This is a genomic window from Streptomyces sp. NPDC037126 (genome assembly GCF_055605965.1).
Map to the genome: position 1 here is coordinate 97,008 of NZ_JBVJTD010000001.1, position 13,517 is coordinate 110,524.

The window sequence follows — 13,517 nt, forward strand, 5'->3', positions numbered from 1 at the left end:
AACTGACCCCCGTGACCGAGAACGCTCATCAGCAGCCACCCGCGCCCGACTCCGAACTGCCGACCCAGTACGCGCCGGCCGATGTAGAGGGGCCGCTGTACGAGCGCTGGGTAGAGCGCGGTTACTTCGAGGCGGACGCGAAGAGCGACAAGCCGCCGTACACGATCGTCATCCCGCCGCCGAACGTCACGGGCTCGCTGCACCTCGGGCACGCCTTCGAGCACACCCTCATCGACGCCCTGACCCGCCGTAAGCGCATGCAGGGCCACGAGACGCTGTGGCAGCCCGGCATGGACCACGCCGGCATCGCCACCCAGAACGTCGTCGAGCGCGAGCTGGCGAAGGAGGGCAAGTCCCGCCACGACCTCGGCCGTGAGGACTTCGTCGAGCGCGTCTGGCAGTGGAAGGGGGAGTCCGGCGGCCAGATCAGCGGTCAGATGCGCCGCCTCGGCGACGGCGTCGCCTGGTCCCGCGAGCGCTTCACCATGGACGAGGGCCTCTCGCAGGCCGTCCAGACCATCTTCAAGCGGCTCTACGACGACGAGCTGATCTACCGCGCCGAGCGCATCATCAACTGGTGCCCCCGGTGCCTCACCGCGATCTCCGACATCGAGGTCGAGTACCAGGACGACGACGGCGAGCTCGTCTCCATGAAGTACGGCGACGGCGACGAGACCATCGTCGTCGCCACCACCCGCGCCGAGACCATGCTCGGTGACACCGCCGTCGCCGTTCACCCGGAGGACGAGCGGTACCGGCACCTGGTCGGCAAGCTCGTCAAGCTGCCGCTGACCGCCCGCTCCATCCCGGTCGTCGCCGACGCCCACGTCGACCCCGAGTTCGGCACCGGCGCCGTCAAGGTGACCCCGGCCCACGACCCGAACGACTTCGAGATCGGCCAGCGGCACAACCTGCCGTCGCTCACGATCATGGACGAGCACGCCGTCATCACGGCCCACGGCCCCTTCCAGGGCCTGGACCGCCTGGAGGCCCGCTCCGCCATCGTCGCCGCGCTGCGCGCCGAGGGCCGGATCGTGTCCGAGAAGCGGCCGTACGTCCACTCCGTCGGCCACTGCTCGCGCTGCAAGACCACCATCGAGCCGCGGCTGTCCATGCAGTGGTGGGTCAAGGTCGGCCCGCTCGCCAAGGCCGCCGGTGACGCGGTCCGCGACGGCAAGGTCAAGATCCATCCGCAGGAGATGGAGAAGCGGTACTTCGACTGGGTCGACAACCTCCACGACTGGTGCATCTCGCGGCAGTTGTGGTGGGGCCACCGCATCCCGGTCTGGTACGGCCCGAACGGCGAGGTCGTCTGCGTCGGCCCCGACGACGAGGCTCCCACCGGCGAGGGCTGGCACCAGGACACCGACGTCCTCGACACCTGGTTCTCCTCCGGCCTGTGGCCCTTCTCCACCCTGGGCTGGCCCGAACAGACCGAGTCGCTCGCGAAGTTCTACCCGAACTCCGTCCTGGTCACCGGCTACGACATCCTCTTCTTCTGGGTCGCCCGGATGATGATGTTCGGCCTGTACGCGATGGACGGCACCCCGCCGTTCCACACCATCGCCCTGCACGGCATGGTCCGCGACCAGTTCGGCAAGAAGATGTCGAAGTCCTTCGGCAACGCGGTCAACCCGCTGGACTGGATGGACAAGTACGGCTCCGACGCGCTCCGGTTCACCCTCGCGCGCGGCGCCAACCCGGGCGTCGACGTCCCGATCGGCGAGGACTGGGTCCAGGGCTCCCGCAACTTCGCCAACAAGATCTGGAACGCGACCCGCTTCGCGCTGATGAACGGCGCGACGGTCGACGGCCCCCTGCCCGAGGCGTCGAAGATGTCGGCGACCGACCGCTGGATCCTCTCCCGGCTGAACTCGGTGGTCGCCGAGGTCGACGCCCACTACGAGGACTTCCAGTTCGCGAAGCTCTCCGACGCCCTCTTCCACTTCGCGTGGGACGAGGTCTTCGACTGGTACGTCGAGCTGTCCAAGACCGTCTTCCAGGCGGGCGGCGAGCCGGCCGAGGTCAGCAAGCGGGTCCTGGGCGAGGTCCTCGACGTCACCCTGAAGCTGCTGCACCCGGTCGTCCCGTTCGTCACGGAGACCCTGTGGACGACGCTCACCGGCGGCGAGTCGGTCGTCGTCGCCGAGTGGCCGAAGGACAGCGGATTCCGCGACCCGGCGGCCGAGCGGGAGATCGAGAGCCTGCAGTCCGTCATCACCGAGGTCCGCCGCTTCCGCGCCGACCAGGGCCTCCAGCCCGGCCAGCGGGTCCCGGCGCGCCTGACCCTGGACGGTACGGCCCTCGCCCCGCACGAGGCCGCCATCCGCCAGCTGCTGCGCCTCCAGCCGGAGGGCGACGCCTTCACCGCCACGGCCACCCTTCCGGTCGCCGGCGCAGAGGTCGCCCTCGACCTGTCCGGCACGATCGACGTGGCGGCCGAGCGCAAGCGCCTGGCCAAGGACCTGGCCGCCGCCGAGAAGGAGAAGGCCCAGGCCAACGCCAAGCTCGGCAACGAGGCGTTCCTCGCCAAGGCCCCGGAGAACGTGGTGGACAAGATCCGCACCCGCCTCGCCAAGGCCGACGAGGACATCGCCCGCATCCAGTCCCAGCTGGAGAGGCTGCCGCAGGCGTAGGCGGCCGTACGGCACCGAAGGCCCCGGCGCCCTTGAGGCACCGGGGCCTTCGCACACCCCGACGGGCGCGGGGAACCGCGCGACCGGCCATGACGGGCCGCGCGGGAGACCGGCGAGACAAGCCACCCCATACCGGCGCCGCGAAGGCACCGCCCGCTCCGTAGACTGGCCCCGTGAGCGAGCACCCCGGCACCAGTGACACGCCCGACCCCCTCGACGGCTTCGACGAGATCATCGACGAGGAGACGAGCCGCGACCCCGACCTCGCCGTGATCGAGGCCGGCAGCCGCACCCTGCGAACCCAGGGCGGGCAGCCGTACGCCGACGTACCCGCGCGGCCGGAGGACCCCGAGGTCGACAGGGCCCTGCGCGAGGTCGAGACGGAGCTGGCCACCCGCTGGGGCGAGACCAAGCTGGAGCCCTCGGTCGCCCGCATCGCCGCGCTCATGGACGTCCTGGGCGAGCCGCAGCGGTCGTACCCCTCGATCCACATCACCGGCACCAACGGCAAGACCTCCACCGCCCGCATGATCGAGGCCCTGCTCGGCGCCTTCGAGCTGCGCACCGGCCGCTACACCAGCCCGCACGTGCAGTCGGTCACCGAGCGGATCAGCCTGGACGGCGCCCCGGTCACGGCCGAGCGGTTCATCGAGACGTACCAGGACATCAAGCCCTACGTCGAGATGGTGGACTCGCAGCAGGACTACCGCCTGTCCTTCTTCGAGGTGCTCACCGGCATGGCGTACGCGGCCTTCGCGGACGCGCCGGTCGACGTGGCCGTCGTCGAGGTCGGCATGGGCGGCAGCTGGGACGCCACCAACGTGATCGACGGCGACGTCGCGGTCGTCACGCCCATCGACCTGGACCACACCGACCGCCTCGGCGGGACGACCGCGGAGATCGCCGGCGAGAAGAGCGGCATCATCAAGCAGGGCGCCACCGTCATCCTCGCCCAGCAGCCGGTGGACGCCGCCCAGGTGCTGCTGAAGAAGGCCGTGGAGGTCGACGCGACCGTGGCCCGTGAGGGCCTGGAGTTCGGCGTCGTCGACCGGCAGGTCGCCGTCGGCGGGCAGATGCTCACCCTGCGCGGCCTCGGCGGCGAGTACCCCGAGGTGTACCTGCCGCTGCACGGCGCCCACCAGGCGCACAACGCGTCCGTCGCCCTCGCCGCCGTCGAGGCGTTCTTCGGCGTCGGCGCGCAGCGCGCCGAGCCGCTGGACACCGACACCGTCCGCAAGGCGTTCGCCGCCGTGTCCTCGCCGGGCCGGCTGGAGGTCGTGCGCCGCTCACCCACGGTCGTGCTGGACGCCGCGCACAATCCGGCGGGCGCCCACGCCACCGCCGAGGCCGTGCGCGAGGCGTTCGACTTCAGCCGGCTGATCGGTGTGGTCGGCGCGAGCGGCGACAAGAACGTGCGGGGGCTGCTGGAGGCCTTCGAGCCGATCTTCGCCGAGGTCGTCGTCACCCAGAACTCCAGCCACCGCGCCATGGACGCGGACGAGCTGGCCGCCATCGCCGTCGAGGTGTTCGGCGACGAGCGGGTCCAGGTCGAGCCGCGGCTGCCCGACGCCCTGGAGGCCGCCATCACGCTGGCCGAGGAGGAGGGCGAGTTCACGGGCGGCGGTGTGCTCGTCACCGGTTCCGTCATCACGGTCGGCGAGGCCCGGCTGCTGCTGGGAAAGGGCTGAGGCTCACAGAATGCGTACGCTCTGTTCGTCCACGCTGATCGGCGAGTTCTTCGTCATCGGCTTCGCCGGGCTCGTCGCCATGAAGGACCCGGGCCTGTCCGTGTCCACGGTGTGGCTGGTCAGCGGGATCGCCATGCTGCTGTGCGTGCTGCTGTGCGGCATGGTGACCCGTCCCGGCGGGGTGGCCCTCGGCTGGGCCCTGCAGATCGCCCTGGTCGCCTCCGGCGTCTTCGTCCCGACCATGTACTTCATGGGCGCGGTGTTCGCGGCGCTGTGGTGGGCCTCGGTGCACTACGGCCGGAAGGTCGACGAGGCCAAGGCCCGCTTCGCCGCCCAGAGCGGCTCCTCCACGGCTGACGCTGCGTAACGGGCGCACCGACACGCCCTGTAACCTCGTCCCACCGCAGACGTCCGTCCCAGAAGGAGTCCCCCCGTGAGCCAGCGCACCCTCGTCCTCCTCAAGCCCGACGCCGTCCGTCGCGGCCTGACCGGCGAGATCATCAGCCGTATCGAGCGCAAGGCCGGCTGGCAGGTCACGGCGCTGGAGCTGCGCACCCTGGACCGCGCCACCCTGGAGCAGCACTACGCCGAGCACGTCGGCAAGCCGTTCTACGAGCCGCTGGTCGAGTTCATGTCCTCCGGCCCCGTGGTCGCCCTGATCGTCGAGGGCGAGCGGGTCATCGAGGGCGTGCGCCAGCTGGCCGGACCGACCGACCCGATCGCGGCCGCGCCCGGCTCCATCCGCGGGGACTACGGCGTGATCGTCCGCGAGAACCTGATCCACGCCTCCGACTCCGAGGAGTCCGCCGAGCGCGAGGTGAAGATCTTCTTCCCCGGCCGCGCGTAACGCTCCCGGCAGTCACGCCGTGAGGTCCGGGGGCCGCCCCCGGGCCTGCCCTTTCATGCATGGGTACCGGCGATTGAGGGAACGAGCGAACCCGAACGCCCGTCTCCACAAGCGAGGCGGCCCGCCATCTGGTGACAATGGCGGAGACCCTCGCGCAGTGTTCGTGCAGGCCCGTTTACGATGGAGCCCTTCACGTCACAGCACCCGCCTCGCCGACCTGATATGCCCTCAAAAGCTCGGGAAGGCCAGATGAATCCGGATGGGGAACTCAATGTCGTTCATCGGCCGTGACATGGCTGTCGACCTCGGGACCGCCAACACGCTGGTGTACGTCAGGGGTCGCGGGATCGTACTCAACGAGCCGTCCGTCGTCGCGATCAACACGAACACCGGTGGCATCCTGGCGGTCGGCGCCGAAGCGAAGAAGATGATCGGCCGGACGCCGGGCAACATCGTCGCCGTGCGGCCGCTGAAGGACGGTGTGATCGCCGACTTCGAGATCACCGAGCGCATGCTCCGCTACTTCATCCTGAAGATCCACAAGCGGCGCTACCTCGCTCGTCCGCGGGTCGTCGTCTGCGTGCCCTCGGGCATCACGGGCGTCGAGCGCCGCGCGGTCATCGAGGCGTCCACCCAGGCCGGCGCCCGCCAGGTGCACATCATCGAGGAGCCCATGGCCGCGGCCATCGGCTCCGGCCTGCCGGTCCACGAGGCCACGGGCAACATGGTGGTGGACATCGGCGGCGGCACCACGGAGGTCGCGGTCATCTCGCTCGGCGGCATCGTCACCGCGCAGTCCATCCGGGTCGCCGGTGACGAACTGGACAACGCGATCATCCAGTACATCAAGAAGGAGTACAGCCTCCTGCTGGGTGAGCGCACGGCCGAGCAGATCAAGATCACGATCGGTTCCGCGTACGACCTCGACGCCGACGAGCACACCGAAGTCCGCGGCCGGGACCTGGTGTCCGGGCTGCCCAAGACCGTCGTCATCTCGGCCGCCGAGGTCCGCAAGGCGATCGAGGAGCCCGTCAACGCGATCGTCGACGCGGTCAAGACGACCCTCGACAAGTGCCCGCCGGAGCTGTCCGGCGACATCATGGACCGAGGAATCGTTCTGACCGGCGGCGGAGCCCTGCTGCGCGGGCTCGACGAGCGGCTGCGGCGCGAGACCGGCATGCCGATCCACATCGCCGAGGACCCCCTGGACAGCGTCGCGCTCGGATCCGGGAAGTGCGTCGAGGAGTTCGAGGCGCTCCAGCAGGTCCTCGACGCCCAGCCGCGCAGATGAGGTAACACTTCGATTCCGCCGTACGAGACGTTCTCCTCTCGTACGGCGGATCGTTGATTAGAGGCATAAGCTCCCCCAAATGGGCCCCGTGGGTTTGCGTTTCACGCAAACGCACCGCAAAGGGCTCCCGAATTCCTATTGAGGAAGGGCACGGCCGCCGCACGTGAGGGACACGAAAGAGAGCCGGCTGCTCCTGGTCCTGCTGATCGCCATCGCGTTCGCGTTGATCACGGTGGACATCCGAGGGGGCCGGAACTCCCCGGTCGACGGCGCCCGGCAGGCCGCGGCGGCGGCCTTCGGCCCGGTGGAGAACGGACTGTCCTCTGTGGTCGATCCGGTCGGCAACGCCGTCTCCGCCATCCGTGACTCCGGTGGCCGGCACAGCCGGCTCGCCGCGCTGGAGAAGGAGAACGCGGCCCTCAAGGCGAAGCTCGGCAGCGACGACCGCAACCGCAGCCGGCTCAACCAGCTCGACCGCATGCTGAAGATCGCCGGCGAGGGCCAGTACGGCATCAAGGGCGCCCAGGTCATCGCCATAGGATCGGCGCAGGGCTTCTCCTGGACCATCACCATCGACGTCGGCGCCAACGACGGCATCAAGCGGGACATGACCGTCCTCAACGGCGACGGCCTGGTCGGGCGGGTCACCACGGTCGGGCCCGACACCTCCACCGTGCTGCTCGCCAACGACCCCGACTTCACCGTCGGCACCCGCATGGAGGGCAGCGACGAACTCGGCTTCGCCTCCGGGCAGGGCGACCGCCCGCTGCGCGTGGAACTGCTCAACGGCCAGGCCGAGGTGAAGAAGGGCGACCGGCTCGTCACCTTCGGGTCCGAGGCCGACAAGCCGTTCGTGCCCGGCGTGCCGGTCGGCGTGGTCTCCCGCGTCGACCCCTCCGGCGGCGGCCTGACCCGCACCCTCTACGTCACCCCCTACGTCAGCTTCACCAAGCTCGACATGGTCGGGGTGGTCGTCGAGGCCCCGAAGAAGGACCCGCGCGACGAGGTCCTCCCGGCCAAACCGAAACCGGTGCCGACACCGACGGTGACCGTCACCGTCACCCCGTCCGCCGGCGCGAACGCCAACGACCAGCAGCAGTAGGAGCTGAATCCCCATGCGTGTCAACCGGATCCTGCTCTCCACCGCGCTGGTCGTCGTCGCCCTGGTGATCCAGGTGAGCGTCCTCGCCCGGCTGCACCTGCCGGGCGCCGTCCCCGACCTGCTGCTGCTCACCGTCCTGGGCCTCGCCATGGTCTACGGCCATGTCGGCGGCGCCCTCGTCGGCTTCGGCGCGGGCCTGCTGGCCGACCTCGCCCCGCCCGCGGACCACGCGGCCGGCCGCTACGCGCTCGTGCTCTGCGTGACCGGCTACTTCGCCGGGCTCATCAAGCCGGAGAGCGGCCGCCTGAAGTCGGTGACCGGCCCGATGGCCGTCGTGGTCGCCGCCGCGATCGGCTCCACCCTGCTCTACGCCGGGGTAGGCGCCCTGGTCGGCGACACCGCCGCCCGCCATGTCGGCCTGCCCGGCCTGCTGTTCTCCGCCGCCCTGTACGACCTGCTGCTCGGCCCCTTCGTGGTCCCGGCGATCATGTGGCTGGCCCGGCGCGCCGACAACGATCCGCTGACCGAGACCGCCACCTCCGCCAAGGCGAGCGACATCTCCTCCGGCTGGCTCTCCTCCGGCACGGGCCTGCGGATCGGCAGCCAGCGCTCCGGCCTCGGCGCGCTCAAGGCCAAGGCCCGCACCCGCTCCGCACGGGTCGGCCGCATCAAGGGGGTCAAGCGGCTGTGAAAGCGAGTCAGACGGGCACGGGGCCCGAGCGGTTCACCCGAACGGGGCGGCCTTCGCGGAACGCGGCCTCACAGACTGATCGTTCATCATGCGTACGCACGCGGTCGGTTCGCACACACGCGCCGCGCGCACAGACGTCCGTGCACTGAGAGGGGGAGGCAGCAGCAGTGACCAACATCCCCGAGACCGGTCGGACCCCACGGGTCCAGATCAGGCTCGTCGTGATCCAGATCCTCGTCCTCTCCCTGCTCGGCACGCTCGGCGGCCGGCTGTGGTACCTCCAGATCCGCGAGGGCGCCCAGTACCAGAAGGAGGCGTCCGGCAACCACGTCCAGCAGGTCGTCCAGCCCGCCGTGCGCGGCGACATCCTGGACGCCCGGGGCGTGCCCCTCGCGGACAACGAGACCCGCCTGGTGGTCTCCGCCTCCCGCACCGACCTGCTGAAGCAGCGCGACGACGGCAAGGCGGTCCTGACCAAGCTGGCCGGGATCCTCGGCATGAAGGCCGACGACGTCATGCAGAAGGTCCGCCTCTGCGACGCCCACACCCCCCAGCCCTGCTGGAACGGCTCGCCCTACCAGCCGATCCCGATCACCGACGAGGCCACGCCCCGGCAGGCCCTGCAGATCCGGGAGCGCTCCGAGGACTTCCCCGGCATCACCGCCGAGCCCGAGGCCGTGCGCCGCTACCCGGGCCCCGGCAAGTCCAACACCGCACAGGTCCTCGGCTACCTCTCGCCGGTCACCGACGACGAGATCCAGAAGGCCAAGGACACCAGCTCGCCGTTCCTGCGCTCCGACATGGTCGGCCGCTCCGGCCTGGAGCGGGAGTACGACAAGGAACTGCGCGGCAAGGCCGGCGTCACCCGCTACGAGGTGGACAACCTCGGCCGGGTCATCGGCAAGGCCAAGACGGACGCGGCCCAGTCCGGTTCGAACCTGGTCACCAGCATCGACTCCCGGGTGCAGCGCGTCGCCGAGTACGAGCTGGACAAGGCGATGAAGGCCGCCCGCGGCCAGTTCGACAACATCACCGGCGAGAACTACAAGGCCGACTCCGGTGCCGTCGTGGTGATGGAGGCCAAGACCGGCCGCATCGTCGCCATGGCCTCGGCCCCCACCTACGATCCCAACGTCTGGGTGGGCGGCATCTCCGCCAAGGACTACAAGGACCTCACCGGCAAGGACTCCGACTACCCCCTGCTGAACAGGGCCATACAGGGTCAGGCCGCACCCGGCTCGACCTTCAAGGTGGTCTCCACGGCCGCCGCGGTCCAGGCCGGATACGCCTGGGACGGCGGCTACCCGTGCACGAGTTCCTACTCGGTCGGCGGCCAGGTCTTCAAGAACTTCGAGGGCGAGAACTTCGGCGACATCTCCCTCGGCCGCGCCCTCGAGGTCTCCTGCGACACCGTCTTCTACGGCCTCGCCGACCGGGAGTGGAAGCGGGACGGCGGCATCAACCCCAAGAAGGGCCAGCCGAAGGACTACTTCTTCAAGACGGCCCACCAGTTCGGCCTCGGCCAGGAGACCGGCGTCGACCTGCCCAACGAGGTCACCGGCCGCGTCCCCGACCGCCAGTGGAAGCTGAACTACTGGAAGGCCAACAAGGACGCCTGGTGCAAGTCCGGCAAGAAGGACGGCAGTTACGTCGAGAAGATCGCCTACGAGAACTGCCTCGAAGGCAACAAGATGCGCGAGGGTGACGAGATCAACTACTCCATCGGCCAGGGCGACACCCTCGTCACGCCGATCCAGGAGGCGATGATCTACGGTGCCGTCGCCAACGGCGGCACCGAGTACGCGCCGACCATCGGCAAGGCGGTCATCAGCGCCGACGGCAAGTCCGTCCAGGAGATCAAGCCCAAGGTGCAGCGCAAGCTGCCGGTCACCCAGGCCACCCTCAAGGGCATGGACGACGCCTTCGCGGGCGTCATCACCCGCGGTACGGCCGCCTGGAAGTTCAACGGCTGGCCGCAGGACAAGATCCCGCTGCACGGCAAGACCGGTACGGCGGAGGTCTACGGCAAGCAGACCACCTCCTGGCTGGCCACCTACTCCAAGGACTACACGGTGATCATGACGATCGCCCAGGCCGGTACGGGTTCCGGCGCCTCCGGTGAGGCCGTGCGCAACATCTACAGCGCGCTCTACGGCGTCCAGGGCGACGGCTCCGTCGACAACAAGAAGGCACTGCTGCCGCAGCCGCAGCAGGGCCTGCCGAAGGTCCGCACGGACGGCACCATCGCCGCGCCGAAGGTCTCCGGCGACCCGGGCAAGGACGCCGAGGCCTCCCAGAAGGACAACCCGAGCAACGGCAGCGACCAGCAGCCCGCCGCCACCGCCTCGCCCACCACGGGCGGCCGCAACACCCGCAGGCGACCACGCGGGAACCGCGGCAGGGGAAGCCGGAGGATGCCCTCATGACCGGCGCGAACAGCTTCTCCGTCTCCGGGTACGGCCCCGAGCGGGCCGGCTGGACCAGGATCTTCGCCCGCGACTCACTGGCCCGCCGCCTCGACTGGCCCATCCTGCTGTCCGCGGTCGGGCTGTCGCTGATGGGCTCGCTGCTGGTCTTCTCGGCGACCCGCAACCGCACCGAGATCAACCAGGGAGACCCGTACTTCTTCCTGGAACGGCACCTGATGAACCTCGGCATCGGGTTCGCCCTGATGCTCGCCACGCTCTGGCTGGGCCACCGCGCCCTGCGCAACGCGGTGCCGATCCTCTACGGGCTGTCGGTCCTGCTGGCCCTGGTGGTCCTCACCCCGCTCGGCGCCACCATCAACGGCCAGCGCAACTGGATCGTGGTCGGCGGCTTCTCCATCCAGCCCGCCGAGTTCCTCAAGATCGCCATCATCCTGGGCATGGCGATGCTGCTGGCCGCGCGGGTGGACGCGGGCGACAAGCCGTACCCGGACCACCGCACCGTGGCGCAGGCCCTGGGACTCGCGGCCGTACCGTGCATGATCCTGCTGCTCATGCCGGACCTCGGCTCGGTCCTGGCCATGGTGGCGATCATCCTGGGCGTGCTGCTCGCCTCGGGCTCCTCCAACCGGTGGGTCTTCGGCCTGCTCGCCACCGGCGTGGTCGGCTGCATCGCCATCTGGCAGCTGCACATCCTGGACCAGTACCAGATCAACCGCTTCGCGGCCTTCGCCAACCCCGACCTGGACCCGGCCGGTGTCGGCTACAACACCAACCAGGCCCGCATCGCGATCGGCTCCGGCGGGCTGACCGGCGCCGGGCTCTTCCACGGCTCGCAGACCACCGGCCAGTTCGTGCCCGAGCAGCAGACCGACTTCGTGTTCACCGTCGCGGGGGAGGAGCTGGGCTTCCTCGGCGCCGGCCTCATCATCTTCCTGATCGGCGTGATCCTGTGGCGGGCCTGCCGCATCGCCCGCGACTCGACCGAGCTGTACGGGACGATCGTCGCCGCGGGGATCGTCGCCTGGTTCGCGTTCCAGTCGTTCGAGAACATCGGCATGACCCTCGGCATCATGCCGGTCACCGGCCTGCCACTGCCCTTCGTGTCCTACGGAGGATCATCGATGTTCGCGGTATGGGTGGCAGTGGGGCTGCTCCAGTCGATCAAGGTCCAGCGACCCATGTCGGCGTGAGACGCACCAGGCACTTCACGAGGCCGTTCACGAGGTGATGGAGGGGAGTCTTCCCGCCATTCACCCGGAACGGCCTCTGCCGCATCGGCCCACGGCGCACTAGATTCGGTTCATGGCGGATGCGAAACGCGAGATCGAGCGCAAGTACGAATCCGATGACAGCGGGCTGCCCGACCTGACGGGAGTCGGCGGGGTGGCGGCCGTCCTGGACAAGGGCCTGGTCGACCTGGACGCCACCTACTACGACACCGCCGACCAGCGGCTGGCCGCCGCCCACCTCACCCTGCGCCGCCGCACCGGCGGATCCGACGCGGGCTGGCACCTGAAACTCCCGGTCGCCCCCGGAGTCCGCGACGAGATCCAGGCCCCGCTCTCCGACTCCGTCCCCGAGGAGATCGCCGCCCTCGCCCGCTCCCGGGTCCGGGAGGCCGAGCTGATCCCCCTGGTCCGGCTCCGCTCCGCCCGCGACGTCCGCCACCTGGTCGACGCCGACGGCGCCGTGCTGGCCGAGGCGAGCATCGACACCGTCACCGCCGAGCGGCTCACCGGCGAGGGCGGTGCCGCCCAGTGGACCGAGATCGAGGTGGAACTGGCCGACGACGGCGACCCGGCGCTCCTCGACCAACTGGAGAAACGGTTGAGCAAGGCAGGCGTACGACCGTCCGCCTCGCCGTCCAAGCTGGCCCGCGCCCTGGAGCAGACCCCCGGCGCCCATCGCAAGGCGGCCAAGCCCCGCAAGCCGGTCACCGCGGGCGATCACGTCCTCGCCTACCTCCGCACCCAGCGGGACGTACTGGTCGAGCTCGACCCCGCCGTCCGCCGAGACATCCCCGACTCCGTGCACCGCATGCGGGTCGCCACCCGCCGGGCCCGCAGCACCCTGCGCACCTTCCGGGGCGTCCTGGACCGGGAGGTCACCGACCCCGTGGGCGCCGAGCTGAAGTGGCTCGCGGGCGAGCTGGGCCTCGACCGCGACCAGGAGGTACTGGCCGAACGCCTGACCGAAGCCCTCGACGCCCTGCCGCCCGCCCTGGTCGACGGACGCGTCCACGACCGCCTCACGTCCTGGGCCGAGAACCGGCACGGCAGCGCCCACGCCCACCTCGCCGGCGTCCTCGACTCGTCCCGCTACCTCGCCCTCCTGAACACCCTGGACGCCCTCCTCGCCGACCCGCCCCTGCGCAAGACGGCGGCCGGGAAACCCGGGAAGGCCCTCACCAAGGCCGTGCACAAGGACCTCGCCAAGCTCACCACCCTGGTGCGGCACGCCCTGAAGGCGCCTCCCGGCCATGAACGCGACCTCGCCGTCCACGAGGCCCGCAAGAAGGCCAAGCGCACCCGCTACGCGGCCGAGGCCGCCATCCCCGCCCTCGGCGCCCCCGCCCGCTCCCTCGCCTCCTCCATGAAGTCCCTCACCAGCCTCCTCGGCGAACACCAGGACAGCGTCATGGCCCGCGGGACCCTCCGGGAACTCTCCGCGGTCGCCCACGCGGCGGGCGAGAGCGCCTTCACCTACGGCCTCCTCTACGGCCGCGAGGAGCAGCGAGCCGCGGCGGCGGAGGCGGACCTCCCCGGCCTCTGGAAGAAGATCAAGGCAGGGGTGTCCCTCTGAGCGTTCGGGAGAGGCCTTCGGCCGGGTTACG

10 protein-coding genes are annotated in these 13,517 nt (G+C 70.2%); all 10 read left to right on the top strand.

The window, feature by feature from the left end; all coding sequences use genetic code 11:
• The first annotated feature begins 11 nt into the window (after positions 1-11).
• The 10 genes from ACZ7FF_RS00440 (at position 12) to ACZ7FF_RS00485 (ending at position 13,486) form a co-directional block, all read left to right on the top strand.
• Positions 12-2,636, top strand: coding sequence for a valine--tRNA ligase (locus ACZ7FF_RS00440; RefSeq protein WP_470808231.1), 2,625 nt, complete (start codon positions 12-14; stop codon positions 2,634-2,636).
• Positions 2,637-2,809: 173 nt separating this feature from the next.
• On the top strand, positions 2,810-4,324 hold the full coding sequence (folC, locus tag ACZ7FF_RS00445; RefSeq protein WP_470808233.1) for a bifunctional tetrahydrofolate synthase/dihydrofolate synthase: 1,515 nt from the start codon (positions 2,810-2,812) through the stop codon (positions 4,322-4,324).
• Between the two features lie 10 nt (positions 4,325-4,334).
• On the top strand, positions 4,335-4,691 hold the full coding sequence (locus tag ACZ7FF_RS00450; protein ID WP_470808234.1) for a DUF4233 domain-containing protein: 357 nt from the start codon (positions 4,335-4,337) through the stop codon (positions 4,689-4,691).
• A 66-nt stretch (positions 4,692-4,757) separates the two neighbouring features.
• Positions 4,758-5,171 (top strand): nucleoside-diphosphate kinase, encoded by a 414-nt coding sequence (ndk, locus tag ACZ7FF_RS00455; protein WP_470808235.1) that lies wholly within the window; start codon positions 4,758-4,760, stop codon positions 5,169-5,171.
• A 271-nt stretch (positions 5,172-5,442) separates the two neighbouring features.
• Positions 5,443-6,462 (top strand): rod shape-determining protein, encoded by a 1,020-nt coding sequence (locus ACZ7FF_RS00460; protein ID WP_071374336.1) that lies wholly within the window; start codon positions 5,443-5,445, stop codon positions 6,460-6,462.
• A 163-nt stretch (positions 6,463-6,625) separates the two neighbouring features.
• The gene (mreC, locus tag ACZ7FF_RS00465; RefSeq protein WP_470808236.1) at positions 6,626-7,564 is read left to right on the top strand and encodes a rod shape-determining protein MreC; all 939 of its coding nucleotides are present in this window, start codon (positions 6,626-6,628) and stop codon (positions 7,562-7,564) included.
• 13 nt (positions 7,565-7,577) lie between these two features.
• The gene (gene mreD, locus ACZ7FF_RS00470; protein ID WP_470808237.1) at positions 7,578-8,255 is read left to right on the top strand and encodes a rod shape-determining protein MreD; all 678 of its coding nucleotides are present in this window, start codon (positions 7,578-7,580) and stop codon (positions 8,253-8,255) included.
• A 167-nt stretch (positions 8,256-8,422) separates the two neighbouring features.
• Positions 8,423-10,681 (top strand): penicillin-binding protein 2, encoded by a 2,259-nt coding sequence (gene mrdA, locus ACZ7FF_RS00475; protein ID WP_470808238.1) that lies wholly within the window; start codon positions 8,423-8,425, stop codon positions 10,679-10,681.
• Positions 10,678-11,874, top strand: coding sequence for a rod shape-determining protein RodA (gene rodA, locus ACZ7FF_RS00480; RefSeq protein ID WP_470808239.1), 1,197 nt, complete (start codon positions 10,678-10,680; stop codon positions 11,872-11,874). Before mrdA ends, rodA begins: the two co-directional genes overlap by 4 nt.
• A gap of 112 nt (positions 11,875-11,986) precedes the next feature.
• The gene (locus ACZ7FF_RS00485) at positions 11,987-13,486 is read left to right on the top strand and encodes a CYTH and CHAD domain-containing protein (RefSeq protein WP_470808240.1); all 1,500 of its coding nucleotides are present in this window, start codon (positions 11,987-11,989) and stop codon (positions 13,484-13,486) included.
• Positions 13,487-13,517: the final 31 nt, after the last annotated feature.